Source organism: Achromobacter pestifer, from assembly GCF_902859625.1.
Classification (GTDB): Bacteria; Pseudomonadota; Gammaproteobacteria; order Burkholderiales; family Burkholderiaceae_B; genus Achromobacter; species Achromobacter pestifer.
On the sequence record NZ_CADIJX010000016.1, the window covers coordinates 84571 to 101137 of the forward strand.

At 63.9% G+C, this 16567-nt stretch carries 16 protein-coding genes and 2 tRNA genes; 6 read left to right on the plus strand and 12 right to left on the minus strand.

Going from position 1 to position 16567, the window contains the following annotated elements; all coding sequences use genetic code 11:
* Positions 1-22: 22 nt before the first annotated feature.
* The 6 genes from HV753_RS30300 to HV753_RS30325 all read right to left on the minus strand — a co-directional run bounded on the left by HV753_RS30300 (position 23) and on the right by HV753_RS30325 (position 4755).
* A complete protein-coding gene (locus HV753_RS30300) occupies positions 23-694 on the minus strand; it encodes a response regulator transcription factor (protein WP_006218435.1) in 672 nt (223 codons plus the stop codon).
* 64 nt (positions 695-758) lie between these two features.
* Entirely contained in the window at positions 759-1262 is a 504-nt protein-coding gene (locus tag HV753_RS30305) for an ExbD/TolR family protein (protein WP_175178269.1), read from the minus strand.
* Entirely contained in the window at positions 1262-2230 is a 969-nt protein-coding gene (locus HV753_RS30310; RefSeq protein ID WP_175178270.1) for a MotA/TolQ/ExbB proton channel family protein, read from the minus strand. The genes HV753_RS30305 and HV753_RS30310 overlap by 1 nt, the downstream gene beginning before the upstream one ends.
* Position 2231: 1 nt before the next feature.
* A complete protein-coding gene (locus tag HV753_RS30315) occupies positions 2232-3029 on the minus strand; it encodes an energy transducer TonB (protein ID WP_175178271.1) in 798 nt (265 codons plus the stop codon).
* A 232-nt stretch (positions 3030-3261) separates the two neighbouring features.
* Positions 3262-3948, minus strand: a complete 687-nt coding sequence (locus HV753_RS30320; RefSeq protein WP_175178272.1) for a TehB-like domain-containing protein — start codon at positions 3946-3948, stop codon at positions 3262-3264.
* Between the two features lie 93 nt (positions 3949-4041).
* Positions 4042-4755 (minus strand): Crp/Fnr family transcriptional regulator, encoded by a 714-nt coding sequence (locus HV753_RS30325; protein ID WP_175178273.1) that lies wholly within the window; start codon positions 4753-4755, stop codon positions 4042-4044.
* A gap of 57 nt (positions 4756-4812) precedes the next feature.
* On the opposite strand from HV753_RS30325, the gene HV753_RS30330 reads away from it, so the two are divergent.
* The 5 genes from HV753_RS30330 to HV753_RS30350 are packed head-to-tail and all read left to right on the plus strand — an operon-like array spanning position 4813 to position 9861.
* Positions 4813-5817, plus strand: a complete 1005-nt coding sequence (locus HV753_RS30330; protein ID WP_175178274.1) for a substrate-binding domain-containing protein — start codon at positions 4813-4815, stop codon at positions 5815-5817.
* Positions 5814-6599, plus strand: coding sequence for an ABC transporter permease (locus HV753_RS30335; protein WP_175178275.1), 786 nt, complete (start codon positions 5814-5816; stop codon positions 6597-6599). The genes HV753_RS30330 and HV753_RS30335 overlap by 4 nt, the downstream gene beginning before the upstream one ends.
* Positions 6592-7290 carry an ATP-binding cassette domain-containing protein gene (locus HV753_RS30340; protein ID WP_175178276.1) on the plus strand — a complete coding sequence of 233 codons (699 nt, stop codon included), beginning with the start codon at positions 6592-6594 and terminating at the stop codon, positions 7288-7290. The genes HV753_RS30335 and HV753_RS30340 overlap by 8 nt, the downstream gene beginning before the upstream one ends.
* Positions 7287-7727, plus strand: a complete 441-nt coding sequence (locus HV753_RS30345; RefSeq protein WP_175178277.1) for a CopD family copper resistance protein — start codon at positions 7287-7289, stop codon at positions 7725-7727. Before HV753_RS30340 ends, HV753_RS30345 begins: the two co-directional genes overlap by 4 nt.
* A 31-nt stretch (positions 7728-7758) precedes the next feature.
* Positions 7759-9861, plus strand: coding sequence for a TonB-dependent receptor family protein (locus tag HV753_RS30350; RefSeq protein WP_175178278.1), 2103 nt, complete (start codon positions 7759-7761; stop codon positions 9859-9861).
* Between the two features lie 123 nt (positions 9862-9984).
* Here the strand turns inward: HV753_RS30350 and HV753_RS30355 are convergent.
* The 6 genes from HV753_RS30355 to rnr all read right to left on the minus strand — a co-directional run bounded on the left by HV753_RS30355 (position 9985) and on the right by rnr (position 16251).
* Positions 9985-10060 (minus strand) — tRNA-Val (locus tag HV753_RS30355).
* A 168-nt stretch (positions 10061-10228) separates the two neighbouring features.
* A complete protein-coding gene (locus tag HV753_RS30360; protein WP_003812968.1) occupies positions 10229-10501 on the minus strand; it encodes an HU family DNA-binding protein in 273 nt (90 codons plus the stop codon).
* A 359-nt stretch (positions 10502-10860) separates the two neighbouring features.
* The gene (locus HV753_RS30365) at positions 10861-11541 is read right to left on the minus strand and encodes a Fe2+-dependent dioxygenase (protein WP_175178279.1); all 681 of its coding nucleotides are present in this window, start codon (positions 11539-11541) and stop codon (positions 10861-10863) included.
* A gap of 58 nt (positions 11542-11599) precedes the next feature.
* Positions 11600-12844 carry a cystathionine gamma-synthase family protein gene (locus HV753_RS30370; RefSeq protein ID WP_175178286.1) on the minus strand — a complete coding sequence of 415 codons (1245 nt, stop codon included), beginning with the start codon at positions 12842-12844 and terminating at the stop codon, positions 11600-11602.
* 61 nt (positions 12845-12905) lie between these two features.
* Positions 12906-13643, minus strand: a complete 738-nt coding sequence (gene rlmB / locus HV753_RS30375; RefSeq protein ID WP_175178280.1) for a 23S rRNA (guanosine(2251)-2'-O)-methyltransferase RlmB — start codon at positions 13641-13643, stop codon at positions 12906-12908.
* A gap of 142 nt (positions 13644-13785) precedes the next feature.
* Positions 13786-16251, minus strand: coding sequence for a ribonuclease R (gene rnr, locus HV753_RS30380; protein WP_175178281.1), 2466 nt, complete (start codon positions 16249-16251; stop codon positions 13786-13788).
* Positions 16252-16459: 208 nt separating this feature from the next.
* On the opposite strand from rnr, the gene HV753_RS30385 reads away from it, so the two are divergent.
* Positions 16460-16544: transfer RNA gene (locus tag HV753_RS30385), tRNA-Leu, on the plus strand.
* The last annotated feature ends 23 nt before the right edge of the window (positions 16545-16567 follow it).

Here is a 16567-nt window from a genome sequence, read left to right on the forward strand (position 1 = left end):
CTTGCCGGCCGCGACCGGCCCGTCAGGCCGTTTCCACATCCAGCATGTAGCCGAAGCCACGCACCGTCTGAATGCTGGCACCCGTGCCTTCCAGGCGCTTGCGCAAGCGGTACACATAGACTTCGACGGCGTTTTCGCTGAAGTCGGCATCCCAGGCGGACAGCGAGTTGACGATCTGGCGCTTGGTCACGACGCGGCCCACTCGGGCCATCAGCATCTCCAGCACGGAGAGCTCACGCACGGACAAGGACAGCCGCTGGCCATTGGCGCGGACTTCACGGCCAACCGTGTCGAACACCAGGGGGCCCACTTCGATCAGCGGCTGCGCCTGGCCGGCACGGCGCCGGCCAAAGGCGCGCACGCGCGCCGCCAGCTCGGGCAGTTCAAAAGGCTTGGTGACGTAGTCGTCGGCCCCGGCATCCAGGCCCGCGACGCGGTCTTCGATGCCGTCGCGCGCGGTGAGGATCAGCACGGGGACCTGATTGCCGTCCTGGCGCAGTTGCCGCAGCACATCAAGCCCGCTCATGCCGGGTAGATTCAGGTCGAGCAGCATCAGGTCGTACGGCTGGCCAGCCAAAGCGCCCAGGACACGGTCGCCTTCAGTCAGCCAGTCGACCGCATACCCCTGGTCGGCCAGGAATTCCTGGAGCGCATGGCCCAGGGTGGTGTCGTCTTCGATTACCAGAACTCGCATGCCGCGATTCTAGCGCGATCCGAAAAAAAAGGGGCGCGAAATGCGCCCCCTTTCCAGGAATCGTTCACCGGCCGGACGGTGCCCCGGCAGGCGCCGGGGTTGCCCCACCGGTAGCGGCACCGGTTGCCGGCGCTTCGGCAGCGGGAGCGCCGGAAGGCGGCGTCGTGACGAATCCAATACGCGACATCCCGGAGCGGCGAGCCGAGGCCATGACCTTGGCCAGCGTTTCGTAGCGGGTGTTCTGGTCGGCGCGGATACGGATTTCCGGTTGCGGCTTGGTGCCGGCGATCGACTTGAAGCGATTCGGCAGGTCATCGATATTGACCGGCTTTTCATCCCAGAACAGCGCGCCGCTGGCATCGATCGCCAGGTCCACGGTCTTGGGTTCTTCCTCGATCTGCTCGGCGGCCACCTGGGGCATGTTGATCTTGATCGAATGCGCCAGCAGCGGCGCCGTGATGATGAAGATCACCAGCAACACCAGCATGACGTCGATCAGGGGCACCATGTTGATCTCGGAAACCGTATGGCTCCCGGACCCTTTACCCTCGAAGCTGCCAAAGGCCATTATTCGCTCCCGCGTTGAGCCACGGCGCCGTTACCGTTCTGGCGACGCAGGGCGCGCACCTTGCCGTCGGACAGCGCAACTTGCTGGCCGGTGGTCAGGAACGCGAACAGGTCATGGGCAAACGCATCCAGGCGCGACAGGAACACACGGTTGTTGCGCACGAAGGTGTTGTACGCCAGCACCGCGGGAATGGCCACCGCCAGGCCCAGGCCCGTCATGATCAGGGCTTCGCCCACCGGACCCGCGATGCGGTTGATGGTCACGCCGTCAGACAGGCCGATGCCCACCAGAGCGTGGTAGACGCCCCAGACCGTGCCAAACAGGCCAACGAAGGGCGCCGTCGAACCCACCGATGCCAACACCGTCAGGCCGTTTTCCAGCTTGGCGGTTTCTTCGTCGATGACCTTGCGCATGGTGCGCGTGACGAAATCGGTATTGGAACCGGCCTCTTCCAGCTTGGTCGCGCCGAATTTGTTGTGATGTGCCTGGGCATGCATCGCGTGGCTGGCCAGGTGCGAGAACGGATCGCGCGCGCCGTGCGTGACGATTTCGTTTTCAACCTGCTCAAGCGAGCTGGCATTCCAGAACTTGTTCAGGAAGTCGGCCGAGCGCTTGCGCATGCTGACATTGCTGGCGGCCTTGACCAGAATCAGGTACCAGGTCACCAGCGACATCAGGATCAGGATGATGAACAGGCTCTTGCCCACGAAGTCGCTCTGGGCGACAAAGTGCAGGAACCCCATGTCGGGCACGGCGGCAGGAGCCGGCGGCAGCGACGGCAACGCGGCGGCGGCGCTGTGCAGCGCGTCCGCGGATTGCTGGACGACACCGCCAGCAGTCGTGGCAGCTTGTTGGGCTGCGGGCGCAGCCGCGGCGGCGGCGGGCGCAACGGCGCCGGCAGCCGCCGGCGCTGCCGGGCTGGTGGTCGCCTGCGCCACCAGGGTGGCGCTATGCAGTGCGTTGGACATCTCAGTTCCTCATTACGAAATCGAACGGAATTTTGGCTTTGGCGGGATAGGCCACGCCATTACGGGTATAGGGCTTGAACTTGGCCTTGCGGGCGGCGGCGAGCGCCGATTCGTCCAGTCGCGGGAAGCCCGACGACGTATCGATCGACGCACGGTCCACCAGACCCTGCGTATTGATTTCCACCAGCACCAGCACCCGGCCTTCTTCCCGCATCCGGCGTGAAGCCATCGGATAGCTGGGCATGGGACGCGCCCCCTGGAACTCAATGCTCGACACCAGGATCGGCTGATCCGGCGGCGGCCCTTGCTGCGGGCTCTGCGAGGCCTGGGCGCCGTCTGTCGCACCGGCGGGAGGCGTCTGCGGAGGCGGCGTTTCCGGCTTGGGTTCGGGTTTGACTTCCTGCTTGGGCTGAGGCTTGGGCTTAGGCTTCGGTTTGGGCTTGGGCGCCGGCATCGGCGGCTTCTCGACCACGGGTTCGGGTTCCGGCTCGGGCTCGGGCTTCAATTCGGGTTCGGGCTCGGGTTCCGGCTCGATCTCGGGTTGGGGCTCGGGCGGCGGCTCAACCACCGGTTGAGGCACTTCCGGGGTGGGCTCGGCCTTGGCGATCTGCGGGATGGGTGCATCCACCAGACTGACCATCACAGCCTCGGGCTCCTCCAATTCTGGACGATTTTCGGGAGCCATGAAAATGGCTCCGATCACAGCCGCGTGAAGTGCGACTACCGCCAGGCCAGCGCCTGCACGTATACCAAACGAAGACGGCGAAGAAGAATTCCAACCGCGTTGAAAACTAGGCATGAATCAGCCAGGGTGCATTGACTTATCCGGCCAGCCAGGAAAAGACGCGCACGAAATGGGTGACGCCTGCTGACCGGTACAAGCCCAACATAATATCTCAAATGCGAATGATTCGCACGTCCTATTTCGTCTACGCTAGCGTAGCATCCCCAGGCCGGGACTCGTGCGTCATGCACAAAACGCTTACGAAATACCAGATTCACGAGGGCTTGGGCAGGCATCCCAGCCTGCCTCAGGCCCGGCAGAACGTGATCTGGAAGCTGCCCGGCAACTCGAACGCCACATGGTGGCGCACCTGCGGCTCGATCACCACCTGCTGGCCCGCTGCCAGCACGACCTCAGTGCAAGGCGGGTCGTCCAGCGTGAATCGCACCACGCCCGCCTGCACCTTGAGCAGCCCCCATGTGCCGGCCTTCGTGGCATGCGCCGCCCGCAGCGCGGCCGGCAGATTCTCAGGGGTGAATACCGGGCTGTCCTTATAGGGCAGCACGCCCTCGGGAAGCGTCTCGGGCAGGCCGGACACGGCCGAGCGCTGCTGCCAGGCGCTCCACAGCTTGGCGGCGATGCGTTCGGCCATGGCGTCGACCTTGACCTGCAATGCGGGACAACCCAATTCCGCGGACGTCCCGTGGAACAGCGCCAACCAACGTTGGAACAAGGGCCAGGACAGCTCTTGAATCCGGGCGTGCGCGGGAATCGGCGCCCCCTTGAAGCGGCCCGTGCCCAGCACCAGCGCGGACCAGAAATCACACAACATCTCCAAGTGATGGTCCCAATCCGTCACCCGGGCATTGAAGATGGGCCCCAGCACTTCGTCCTGGCGCACCCGGGCGTAGAACCGGTGGACCAGCCGTCTGATGTCGTCCTCGGAAGGGGCTGCCGTCGAATCAGTGGCTGAAGTGGACGCGGCGTGGGGCATGGCAAGGCTCTTCTATCGGAATCAATGCCCCATTCTCAGGCCTTCGGCTTGCCGGCCCCATGACGCAAGTCATTGGAGCCCCGTGATCCTTGCTCAGAATGGCCGCCGCGCCGTCATGGACAGATCGGCCAGAAAGGCCCGGTCATGCAGGACCCACTGACAACGCTTACCGCTGATGTAGCCCTGCGTCTGCCAATCATTGAGCAGCCGGCTCAGCGTTTCGGCGCGGATGCCCAGATGCGCGGCAAGTTGGCGCTGATTAAGCGGCAAGGTCAATTCGCTGCCCTGACGTTCGACCAGCCCCATCAGGTAATTGGCCAGCCGCTCGGCCGCCGAACTGGAGGTCATCCAGTCGACTTTGTTCACCTGGTCGTACACCGCCTTGCTCAATCCGGCCAGCAACTTGAGCGCCAGGTCGGGCCAGCGCCGGCAGGCCTCATGCAACCGGTCACGGCACAGCCGCCAGCACTGGACATCGCTACGCGCCCGCGCCTGCATGGGATAGCGGCCATGCGGCATGAACATGGCCGCCTCGGCCATCAGCTGGCCGGGCTCGAACACCCGGAAAACACGTTCGTCCCCGTTATAGCTGTAACGCATGACCTCCACCTGGCCCCGCTCAACCAGCAGATAGTGGCGTGCCTCATCGCCTTCGCCGAACAGGATCTGCCCCGCCGCCGCGCGCAACACGCTGGCGTCGCGCAAGAGATCGGCGGCCACGCCCGCCGGCAGCCCGCCCAGCAGCGGGTGCTTGGCCAGCAAGGCCGCCGCGGCGGCCAGCGGCTCAGGCAGATTGATATTTGTCATTCCGGTTCTTTCGGCATGAATGTGAGAATAAAACAATAATAATTCTTATTTAGAAAAATGACTGCCTATCCGCACACCCGCCGCCGCTTTTGCGCGGCAGCATTGGGCGCCGCCCTACTGCCACGCCTGCCAACTGCCCGAGCTTCCTCCCCACCCCGCCACGCCAGCGTGACGCTGGCCGGCCCCGGTGCCGTGGTCAGCTATCCGCTGATGCACATGGCGGCCACCGGTGCGCTGTCCGACCAGACCGGGCAGTTGAAATTCCGCCTGTGGCAAACGCCGGACCAATTGCGCACGCTGCTGGTCAATCATGACATTCACTTCAGCGCGGCGCCCAGCACCCTGCCTGCCTTGTTGCACAACCGCGGCATGCCGGTGCGCCTGCTGAACATATCCGTATGGGGCATCCTTTGGCTGGTCAGCCGCGACCCGGCGGTGAAGACCTTCGCCGACCTTGCGGGCCGCGAACTTGCCGTGCCGTTCCAGCGCGATCTGCCCGCCGTGCTGCTGGATACCTTGCTGGATGCCCAGGCCGCCCGCGGGCTGGCGCCCATCGCCTTGCGGCGCACCCGCGACAGCCAGGACGCGATTGCCCTGGTGCTCAATGGCCAGGCCAAGCATGTGTTGCTGGTGGAGCCCATGGCCTCGGTGCTGTTGTGGCGCGCGCAACAGGCCGGCCATACGCCGCTGTATCGCGCGCAAAGCCTGGAGCAGGCCTGGCGCGGCGAATTCCCCGATCAGCCCTCGCTGCCGCAAGCCGGCGTCATGGCCGCCGCCAACGTGGCAAGCGACATCGGCCTGTGCCAGGCGGTGGATCAGGCCTACGCGGCATCGGCGCTCTGGTGCGCCGCCAATCCTGGGGCCTGCGCAGAGCTGGTGCGCGAACACCTGCCGCACCTGCCTGCTGCCGCCATTGAGACCGCCATCCGCGGCACCCGGCTGGAAAGCCGCCGCGCCATCGATGCCCGGTCGGAACTGGAAGCCCTATATCGGCTGCTGGCCGGCCGCTTTCCCCAAGCCATCGGCGGCGACCTTCCGCCCATCGGCTTCTACGGTCCATGAGCGCGCCCACCGCGGGGCATGGCCCCGCACGCACCTCGCGCGCCTGGAGCGCAGCCGGCGTTTTGCTGCTGTTGCTTGCCTGGCATGTGACCGCCCGCCAACTGGGCCCGCTGCTGATGGCCACGCCCTGGGATGCACTCCGGGCAATCGGCCCGCTCGTGCGCAGCGAGCAATTTTTCGCGCACGCCGGCATCAGCCTGATGCGTATCGGCGTGGGCGTGCTGGCCGGCACCACCCTCGGTTTCACGCTGGGCATGCTCGCCGGGCACAGCGCCCGCCTGCGCGGCTTGATTGAACCCGTGCGTTGGCTGCTGATGGCCATGCCGCCCGTGGTGATCGTGGTGCTGGCAATGCTGTGGTTCGGCCTGGGATCGCCGATGGTGATCTTCATCACGACGCTGATGATGGCGCCCGGCATGTACGTCAATACCGTCAAGGGCATGCTGCATGTGGATCGGCAACTGGTGGAGATGACGCACGTGTACCGCTACGGCGCCTGGCTGCGCCTGCGGCACCTGTACCTGCCCGCGCTCAGCGCGCCGCTGCTGGCCGCGCTGCTCATCGCCCTGTGCGGCGGCGTGCGGCTGGTCGTCATGGCCGAAGTCCTGGGCGCCGAGAATGGCGTGGGCTATGCCTTGGCGAACGCCCGCAGCGCCTTCGATACCGCCGAACTGTTCGCCTGGGTGCTGCTGATCCTCGGCCTCGTCGCCTTGCTGGAGTTCGCGCTGCTCCAGCCGCTGCAACGCCGGTTGGGCCGCTGGATGGAGCCTAGCCATGCTTGAGATGCAATCACTGTGCCTGCGCTATGGCGCCCAGCCCGTGCTGAATCACGTGGACCTGCGACTGGCGCCGAGCGAACGGTTGGGACTGCTGGGTCCCAGCGGCGCAGGCAAGAGCTCCTTGCTGCGGCTGGCGGCCGGCCTGTTGCGCCCCAGTGAAGGCCTGCTGCGCAATACGTTCCGGCACCCGGTGCTGATGTTTCAGGAACCCAGGCTGCTGCCTTGGCGGCGCGTGCTGGACAACGTGGCCCTGCCCCTGCGTGCCGCTGGCCATCGGCCGGCCGACGCCCACGCCATCGCGATGGATTGGCTGGCGCGAGTGGGACTGGATGCTGCCGGACAGGCCTGGCCGGGTGAGCTGTCCGGTGGCATGGCGCAGCGCGTCTCACTCGCCCGGGCGCTGGCGCTCGAACCCGACCTGTTGCTGCTGGATGAGCCTTTCAGCGCACTCGACCCTGCACTGCGCCACCAACTATCCCTGTGTTGCCACGAAGCGCTGACCCGGCGTCGCACCGCCCTGCTTTGCATCAGCCACGACCCGCATGAACTGCTGGGCCTGGTGGACCGCTGCATCCTGGTGGACCAGGGCCGCCTTACCCCCATACCCCTCAGCGGCCCTCTCGGCAGCCCGCAACGGGCAGCCGACGCCGAGCGCCTGCGCACCCTTCTGCTCGACATAAGGAAACAACCATGACCTACCTCCTGCTGCTCACCCTGCACCTGCTTGCCGCGCTGGTTTTCATCGGCACGGTCACGTTCGAGGTGTTGTTCCTGGAACCCGTGCAAAAACGCCTGCCTGCCGAGGTTCGCAAGGCGCTTTCGCGAGAGCTCGCGCCGCGAGTGCGCGCGGTCATGCCCTGGGTGCTGGTGGTCCTTTATGGCGCGGGGCTGAGCATGGCCTGGCAATACCGGAGCGCGCTTGCCAACCCCGGCAGTTCGGCCTTCGGCACCTTGCTGCTGATCAAGATCGCCTTGGCCGCCAGCGTGCTGCTGCACGTGGTCATCGCCATGACGCTTGCACGCCGCAAGCGTCTCTATGCCGCCCTGCGCGAGCGGGTGCACCTGAGCGTGTTCTGTCACATGGTCGGCATCGTGTTGCTGGCCAAGGCTCTATTTCATGTCTCCTGGTAACGCCCAGTCCGTTCTTCGTGGAATCCTCCTGATGTCTACCCTTGTCCTGCGCCAACTCGCGTCCACTCTTACCCTCAGCGCCTTCGGGCTGTCCGTGGCCCTTGCTCAGGAGACGCCTTCGCTGGCTCCCGTGGTGGTGTCGGGGCAAGCTGTCCCCAGCGCCCTGGAGCCCAGCGTGCGGCAGACGCAAGCCGAATTGCGAGCCGTGCCCGGCGGCACCAATTTGATCCAACCTCAGCAGGAAGTGCGCTTGACGACCCTGCGCGACGCGCTGGACTACCAGCCTGGCGTGGTCGTGCAGGAATTCTTCGGCGGCCTCGATCAGCCTCGCCTGAACATCCGGGGATCCGGCATTCAGAGCAACCCGCTTAGCCGGGGTCTGTTGCTGATGCAGGACGCTCTACCGCTAAACGATGCGGACGGCTCATTCATCATCAGCCTGCTGGAACCCCGCAATGCAGGGCTGATCAGCGTGCGGCGCGGCGCGAACGCCCTCTCGCCCGGCGCCAGCACCTTGGGGGGCGAAGTGGACTTCCAGTCGCTTACCGGCACCCAGGAAGACATCATCCGACTGGCTGGCGGCAGCTTTGGCACCCGCAACCTGACGCTCGCCAAGGGCTTCGGCGATGACCGCATCGACGGCCGCTTCAGCTTGGGCTATGACAAATCAGATGGCTACCGCCACCACTCCGCCTCGGAGCGCACCAGCTTCCAGGGCAACCTGGGATTCCGCCGCGGCGCTTTTGAAAACCGCACCTATATTTCCTATACCGATCTGAAATTCGACATTCCGCAGCCCATCCCGAAAGCGCGCATGTACGACGATCCGCGCAGCGTGCTCGGAGACGGCAATACGCCGCAAGACCTGGTCAACAACGTCTACCTGCGCGATCCGCATCGCGACACCACCCAATTCCGCCTGGCCAACCGCAGCTTCTGGGGCACCGAAGCCTTTAACCAAACTGCCGGGATCTACTGGCAGCACACGAAAGACGATTTCACCAATCCGCAAGTCGCCAACCTGACGGACGGCGACACCTACGGCCTGCTATGGCAATTGGCGGGCAAGCTTGGCGCGGTGGACTATCGGGTAGCCTTGGACTGGCAGCGCAGCGATATGGACCGCGACCTGGTCGCGATCAGTCCAGCCAATGGTCAGCGCCTGCAACGCTTTGGCGTCTACGGCTTGCGCGCCGAGAACCGCAGCGCGATGGTGGGCCTGGACTGGCACCTGACCCCGCAATTCACCGTGGCCGGCGCCCTCAAGTACAGCGAGGCGGTGCGCGATGCGCACGAACGCAATAGCGGCAAGACGCTGAATCAGGATTGGCGCTTCGCCACGCCGAAGCTCGGCATCATCTGGCAACCCGCCGCGTCCCAGCGCTGGTACGCCAACGTCAGCCGCAGCAACGAAGCGCCGACCTTCTGGGAAATCGTCAACGGGGAAGTCGCCGCCCCGATGAACCCCGCCACCGCCAGCACCTCCATGAGCAAGCTGGACTTGCAGCGCGCTCTCACCTACGAGGTGGGCGGCGACGGCACGTTCACCGTGGCCGGCCGCGATCAGCACTGGAGCGTGTCCCTGTACCGCAGCAAGGTCGACGACGAACTGATGTCGGTCAGCACCGAGAACGGCACGCCCGCCGGCACCTACAACTACAGCGGCCGCACACGGCACCAAGGCATCGAAGCCGGCTTGAGCGGCACGCTGCCCGCGCCCGGCGCCGGCAGCTTCGACTACCGCCTGGCCTACACGCTAAGCGACTTCCGCTTCCGCAGCGGCGAATATCAGGACAACCGGCTGGCGGGCGTACCGCGCCATCTGCTCAGCGCCGAAGTGATGTATCGCATCGGCGGCTGGCGCCTGGGCCCGAACGTGCGCTGGCTGATGAGCGACACGGAAACCAACCACGCCAATGCGCCCGGCACCCAGCAAGAGGCCTACGCGCTGCTCGGCTTCAAGATCGCCTATGAGCACGATGCGAACTGGAGCGCTTACGTCACGGCCGACAACCTGACCAACAAGATCTATGCCAGCAGCTACGCCATCCGCAACACTGCTACACCGGCCATGCCCATCTTCCTGCCGGGCAACGGCCGCGCGTACAGCGCAGGGGTCGCCTACCGGTTCTAGGTTGCACGTTGGCGCCCGAGGGCCGAGGGGGCCCGAAGAAGCGTCAACATAAAAAGGCTATAAAAAAGGCAATAAAAAAGGCACTTGGCTAACAGCCTAAGTGCCTGATTCATCGCTTTTGAGTGGTGGGTGCTACAGGGGTCGAACCTGTGACCTACGCCTTGTAAGGGCGCCGCTCTACCAACTGAGCTAAGCACCCGATCCTGACTTCTTTTCGCTGCCTCACAACAAGGGTCTAGGTGACGCTTCGTGTGATGCAACTGCCATCTCGGGGTACTCAAAAGCAATACGCGGGCCGGAGTATACCGGACCGCGTAGTTGTCGGCAAATCGCGTCGGGGCAATGCCCGGCGATCGCCGTGCCGTCCTTAGTTGACGGCGTCCTTCAGGGCCTTGCCCGGACGGAACTTCGGCACCTTGGCCTTCTTGATCTTGATGGTTTCACCGGTGCGCGGGTTACGGCCCGTACGAGCAGCGCGCGCCGAAACGGCAAACGTGCCAAAGCCAACCAGCGTGACCGTACCGCCCTTCTTCAGAGTGGTCTTGACGGCACCGATCAGGGCGTCGAGCGAGCGACCGGCGGCAGCCTTGGAGATATCGGCCTTGCTGGCGATGTGATCGATGAGTTCGGTTTTGTTCATTCAGGTGTACCCCTCACAAGGTATTGAGTCTGGCGAGGCCGTGCGGTTCATGGCTGTCATGATGGGACGCCACTAACCAACGCAAGGCCCGACAAACGACGAACAGACAGTGGATAAACTTTTTTCTTGCGCTGCAAAGCACAACTTTTAAACTGCTGCGCCGCTTAGGATTTGATAGCTCTTATGCCTTCAAATCGTCAGCGACGCAGACATGTATTAGGCCTTGGCGTGGCGCGGCTGTCAAGCAAAAACCTCACTACAACCCGCGCCAATACTAGCTTTTAGCTGTTTTCGCAATAAACAAAAACGCGCATTTCGGGGTTTGCGCGACACCATCCGGACATCGTTTCAAGCCTGAATCAAACATCCACCCAGCGGCGCAGCAAATTGTGATAAATGCCGGTCAGCTGCACGATGGAGGGATGCCCCGCCGTATCCTGATTCAGACGCTGTATCGCAACATCCATGTCCAATAGCAAGGCGCGCTGACTGTCTTCGCGCACCAGACTCTGCATCCAGAAGAACGAACTGACACGCGCCCCGCGCGTGACCGGATTCACTTTGTGCAGGCTCGTGCCGGGATACAGCACCATATGCCCCGCAGGCAGCTTCACCGCGCGCGGCCCATAGGTATCGTCGATGACGAGTTCACCGCCGTCGTAGGAATCGGGCTCGGAGAAGAACAGCGTGGCGGACAAGTCCGTACGCACGCGCTCGGACGTGCCGGCGATGCCGCGCACCGCATTGTCCACGTGATAGCCGAAGGCTTCACCGCCCTCATAGCGATTGAACAGCGGCGGGAAGATCTTGCGGGGCAGCGCCGCCGACATGAACAGGTTGTTCGCTGCCAGGCGTTGCAGGATCAGGTTGCCAAGCTCTTGCGCCAGCGGATGTTGCTCAGGCAACTGGCGGTTGCGCTTGACCTCGGCGGACTGGTAGCCCGCCGTGACCTTGCCATCCACCCATTCAACCGCATCCAGCCTGCGCCGGATATCAGCTGCCTCGTCTGGCGTGAACACTTCTGCGATCTGTATAAGCATAAAACCCGTCCTGATTGCCACGCGGGCGGCACTTCGCGCCCGCCTCGTGCTAGCCGCATTATCCCTTCAGGCAACCATTCAACGCCTGATCGAAATCAAACAGCAGATCGGCCTCGTCCTCGATGCCCACCGACACGCGGATCAAGCTGTCGGCGATGCCCATCTGCTTGCGGCGCTCGGCACCCATTTCGTAATAGATGGTGTGCGCGGCAGGCAACGCCAGGCTGCGCGTGTCGCCCAGGTGGGTGGCCATCAGCACAATGCGCAGGCGGTTCAGGAAATCGAAGCAGTCCACGCCATCGGCCAGCTCAACGCCCAACAGCCCGCCAAAACGCGCGCCAAACAATGCCACCGCCCGCGCATGCTGCGGATGGCCGGCCAGACCCGGGTAATGCACCTTGGACACACCAGGATGCTCTTCCAGAAAACGCGCCAGCGCCAGCGCGTTGGCGCAGTGCTTGGCCATGCGCAGGGCCAACGTCTCCGCACCCACGGCAATGCGGTGCGCGGGTTCGGCAGCCAAGGTGCCGCCCATGTCGCGCAAGCCCTTTTTCTTGATCTGTGTCAGCCCCCAACCCGTTGACGGTCCCTTGCGGTACGTCTCGTAAATGTTGGCGTATCCCGACCAGTCGTACAGGCCGGTATCCGTCACCGCACCGCCCAGCGCATTGCCATGGCCGCCGATGTACTTCGACAGCGAATTCATGACCAGCGACGCGCCCACGGTCGAGGGACGGAACATCCATGGCGAGGTCAGCGTGTTATCCACGACATAAACCAGGCCCTTCTCGCGGCAGATCTCGCCGATCACGGCCAGGTCAGCAATCTGCGTGCCCGGGTTGGCGATCGTCTCGGTAAACACCATGCGCGTGTTGGGCTGGATCGCAGCGCGCACCTGCTCTGCGTCCGTCGCGTCCACGAAGGTGATCTCGACGCCCAATTCCAGCAAGGTGCCAAACAAACTGTTGGTGTTACCGAACACGAACTGGCTGGACACCAGATGATCACCCTTGCGCAGCAGCGTCGTGAAGATCGCCGACAACGCCGCCATGCCCGTGGCAAAGCTCACCGTGCCCTTGCCGCCTTCCATGTGGTTCACCTTGGCTTCCAGCGCCGTGGTGGTGGGCGTGCCCTGGCGTGCGTACGTGAAGCCTGCCTTGCCCTGGAATACCGCAGCGAGCTCGCGGGCATCGTCATAGGCAAATTCCGACGACGGGTGCATGGGCTTGTGCACCGCTCCGTGCTCGACGGATTGTTGGCGGTCGGAATGGAGGATCGTGGTGGTAAAGCCGTTCTGGTGCATGATGGGCTGACGCTTGAAGGAAGAGCTACGCAAGAGCTACAAATAAGTCGGGACGATCAAATCAGGATTGGCGCTGACGCACGGTTTCGTACAGGCAGACGGCGCTGGCCACGCTGACGTTCAGGCTTTCCACCGAACCCAGCATCGGAATATTCACCAACTGGTCGCAGGTTTCGCGCGTCAGGCGGCGCATGCCCTCGCCTTCGGCGCCCATCACCCATGCCATCGGCTGGCGCGCATCAATCTGGTGCATGCTTTCAGTGGCCTGGTCATCGGTGCCAACGAGCCACACGCCACGGTCCTTCAGGCTGCGCATCGTGCGCGCCAGATTGGTGACCATCACGTAAGGCACGGTATCGGCTGCGCCGCAGGCCACGCGCTGCACCGTGGCGTTCAGGCCAACGGCGCGGTCGCGCGGCGCGATCACCGCATGCACGCCAGCGGCGTCAGCGGTACGCAGGCAGGCGCCCAGGTTGTGGGGGTCGGTCACGCCGTCCAGGATCAGCAGCAGCGGCGGGCCTTCGATCACGTCGAGCACCTCGTCCACATCCACCGCCAACTGGCGTTCGTCGGCCAGGGCCACCACGCCTTGGTGGCGGGTGCCTCGCGACAGACCGTCCAGGCGCTCCATCGGAACCGGATGCAGGCGGCAGCCTGCCTTCTCAGCCTGTTCGATCAGCGTCTGCATCCGCTTGTCGCGGCGCGACGCCTCTACATAGATTTCCTTGATCGACTCGGGCGCGTGGCGCAGCCGCGCGACCACCGCGTGAAACCCGGCTAGAACTTGGGTCGACGCCATAAATGCAATACCTTTAGATAAACGAATACCCGCCCCAGAGGGGGCGGGCCACCGGACCAAGCCGGCCATCAGCGCAATGTTACCCCTTATGGCCGCGCCGCCCTAAGACGTGCTGGCCATAAAGGGGATCCATCAGGGCAGATCAATGCCGCTTGTGCGTCGCTTTCTTGGCCGGCGCGGCACGCTTGGCAGCCCTGGGCGGCTTACCCGCCTTCTTGGCGTCAGCACGCCGCTCTTTGGCGGTCTGTCCCTTCAGGGCAGCGGGCTTGGGTGCCGCCGCCTTCTTCACACGGCGCACAGGCTCTTCCGGGCCGCGTGCCGCTGCTTTGCGCAAGGCGTCGAAACTCGTGCCTTGCACCAGGCGGAATTCGATGCGGCGCGCTTCCAGATCGACGCGCGCCACCTGCACTTGCACCTTGTCGGTCAGGCGATAGCGCATGCCCGTGCGCTCGCCACGCAGCTCGTGCAAGCCGTCGTTGAACTGGAAGTACTCGCCGCCAAGCTCGGAAACGTGCACCAGCCCTTCAACGTGCAGCGTATCCAGCGTGACGAAGATACCGAAGCTGGCCACGCCTGTGACGGTGCCGCTGAAATCCTCGCCCACTCGCTCTTTGACGAACCAGCACTTGAGCCAGGCTTCGACATCGCGCGACGCTTCGTCGGCGCGGCGTTCGCTGGCCGACAGCACCAAGCCCATCTTTTCCCAGATGGCTTGCTCGTGTTCCTTCTGCGTGCGCCCGATGACCACGGCCTGTTCATCCAGGCTGGGCACATAGCGTTGACCGGCCAGCAGGGCCTTGATCACCCGGTGCGTCAGCAGGTCGGGATAGCGGCGAATGGGCGACGTGAAGTGGCTGTACCCCGGATACGCCAGGCCAAAGTGGCCCATGTTGTCCGGACTGTAGACGGCTTGCTGCATCGAGCGCAGGCACATCGTCTGTAGCAACTGGTAGTCAGGACGTCCACGCACGGTATCCAGGAAGTCGCCGTAGTCCTTCGCGGTAGGCGTTTCACCACCGCCCATCGACAGGCCCATCGTGCGCAGGAATTCGCGCAGCGATTGCAGGCGTTCGGGCGTGGGGCCTTCGTGGATGCGGTACAGACCGGGGTGCTTGCTGCGCGTCATGAAATCGGCCGCGCAGGTATTCGCGGCCAACATGCATTCTTCGATCAGCTTGTGGGCATCATTGCGCACGGACGGCACGATCTGTTCGATGCGGCCCAATTCATTGCAGACGATCTTGGTCTCGACCGTGTCGAAATCGATGGCGCCGCGCTTCTTGCGGCCTTGCGACAGCAACTGGAAGAGCTCATACAGATGCTGGACCTGCGGCAACACGGCGCGCATCGCATGCGCGGCCGGGCCGCCGGGCTGCTGCAATGCCGCCCACACGTTGGTATAGGTCGTGCGGGCATGCGAGTGCATCACCGCGTTATAGAACTGATAAGCCGTGACCGTGCCAGCCTTGGCGCCGGTGGCGGGAATCACCATGTCGCAGACCAGCACCAGGCGATCGACGTCGGGATTCAGCGAGCACAGCCCGTTGGACAGCGATTCGGGCAGCATCGGAATGACGCGGCGCGGGAAGTACACGCTGGTGCCGCGCTCAAGCGCGTCGTCGTCCAGCGCATCGCCCGGACGCACGTAATAGCTGACGTCGGCAATGGCCACCAGCAGGCGCCAGCCCGGACGCTTGCGCTGCCCCGTGCCCAGCTCGACCGGCTCGCAATAAACAGCGTCATCGAAGTCGCGCGCATCTTCGCCATCGATCGTGATCAACGGCACGTCGCGCAAGTCCACGCGGTCTTTCAGATCGCTCTTGCGCACCACGTCCGGCAGGCGCGCGGCCTGCTTGCGGGCGGCTTCCGAGAATTCGACGGGCACGTCGAACTTGCGCACCGCGATCTCGATTTCCATGCCGGGGTCATCGATCTCGCCCAGCACCTCGGCCACGCGGCCCAAGGGCTGCGTATGACGAGTGGGCTGCGCCATGATTTCCACCGCGACCACCTGCCCGTGTTGGGCGCCATTGGTGTCGCTGGGCGGAATCAGGATGTCGTGCTTGATGCGTTGGTCTTCAGGCACGACGATGGACAGGCCATGTTCGTGCAGGAAGCGGCCCACCAGCTTGTTCGTGCGGCGCTCGATGACTTCGACAATGGTGCCTTCCGGCTTGCCACGGTATTCGCCAGCCGGCTTGACCAGGACACGGTCGCCATGCAGCACCTTGAGCATTTCGCGCGGCGACAGGAACAGGTCCGGCCCGCCGTCATCGCGCAGCAGGAAGCCGAAGCCATCACGGTGGCCCAGCACTTTGCCGGCAACAAAATCCAATTTGGTGGCCAGCAGCAACACGCCCTTGCGGTTGGGCATCAATTGCCCGTCGCGCTCCATGGCGCCCAGGCGGCGCTCGAACCCGACCAACGTCGCCGCACGCTCGACGCCCATGCGCTCGGCCAATTCCACCGGTGACAACGGCGAACCCGCGGCACGCAGCGCGGTCAGAATGGCTTCACGGGACGGGACATCAGGATCGAAGTCCGGCGGCGCTTCGGGCAAGGGTGTTGATCTGTTGTTTTTCGATTCGTTATTCGATCGTTTTGCCAAAGCTGAAATTTCCGTATATAATGCGCAGCTTCTGTGGTTCGCCCAAGGCTGAACACTGAAGCAGAAATGGTCAGAACATTGTAAGACCAACTGCGCTCGGGACGCATGTTTTAGTTAAGTAAATACGCTGGAAACAACGTATGGCCCTTAATAAAACAACGCAACTAGAGCGGCAGCGTATCACATAGTTCTGACAGTATCTTTCAGTGCCCAGGTGGCGGAATTGGTAGACGCGCACGGTTCAGGTCCGTGTGCCGCAAGGTGTGGAGGTTCGAGTCCTCTCCTGGGCACCACCCGCATATAAGTCGGATCCGCT

What these genes read in the sequence shown, in the direction of transcription:
- HV753_RS30300 (WP_006218435.1), bottom strand. Translation starts at nt 694, where the DNA reads ATGCGAGTTCTGGTAATCGAAGACGACACCACCCTGGGCCATGCGCTC.
- HV753_RS30305 (WP_175178269.1), bottom strand. Translation starts at nt 1,262, where the DNA reads ATGGCCTTTGGCAGCTTCGAGGGTAAAGGGTCCGGGAGCCATACGGTT.
- HV753_RS30310 (WP_175178270.1), bottom strand. Translation starts at nt 2,230, where the DNA reads ATGTCCAACGCACTGCATAGCGCCACCCTGGTGGCGCAGGCGACCACC.
- HV753_RS30315 (WP_175178271.1), bottom strand. Translation starts at nt 3,029, where the DNA reads ATGCCTAGTTTTCAACGCGGTTGGAATTCTTCTTCGCCGTCTTCGTTT.
- HV753_RS30320 (WP_175178272.1), bottom strand. Translation starts at nt 3,948, where the DNA reads ATGCCCCACGCCGCGTCCACTTCAGCCACTGATTCGACGGCAGCCCCT.
- HV753_RS30325 (WP_175178273.1), bottom strand. Translation starts at nt 4,755, where the DNA reads ATGACAAATATCAATCTGCCTGAGCCGCTGGCCGCCGCGGCGGCCTTG.
- HV753_RS30330 (WP_175178274.1), top strand. Translation starts at nt 4,813, where the DNA reads ATGACTGCCTATCCGCACACCCGCCGCCGCTTTTGCGCGGCAGCATTG.
- HV753_RS30335 (WP_175178275.1), top strand. Translation starts at nt 5,814, where the DNA reads ATGAGCGCGCCCACCGCGGGGCATGGCCCCGCACGCACCTCGCGCGCC.
- HV753_RS30340 (WP_175178276.1), top strand. Translation starts at nt 6,592, where the DNA reads ATGCTTGAGATGCAATCACTGTGCCTGCGCTATGGCGCCCAGCCCGTG.
- HV753_RS30345 (WP_175178277.1), top strand. Translation starts at nt 7,287, where the DNA reads ATGACCTACCTCCTGCTGCTCACCCTGCACCTGCTTGCCGCGCTGGTT.
- HV753_RS30350 (WP_175178278.1), top strand. Translation starts at nt 7,759, where the DNA reads ATGTCTACCCTTGTCCTGCGCCAACTCGCGTCCACTCTTACCCTCAGC.
- HV753_RS30360 (WP_003812968.1), bottom strand. Translation starts at nt 10,501, where the DNA reads ATGAACAAAACCGAACTCATCGATCACATCGCCAGCAAGGCCGATATC.
- HV753_RS30365 (WP_175178279.1), bottom strand. Translation starts at nt 11,541, where the DNA reads ATGCTTATACAGATCGCAGAAGTGTTCACGCCAGACGAGGCAGCTGAT.
- HV753_RS30370 (WP_175178286.1), bottom strand. Translation starts at nt 12,844, where the DNA reads ATGCACCAGAACGGCTTTACCACCACGATCCTCCATTCCGACCGCCAA.
- rlmB (WP_175178280.1), bottom strand. Translation starts at nt 13,643, where the DNA reads ATGGCGTCGACCCAAGTTCTAGCCGGGTTTCACGCGGTGGTCGCGCGG.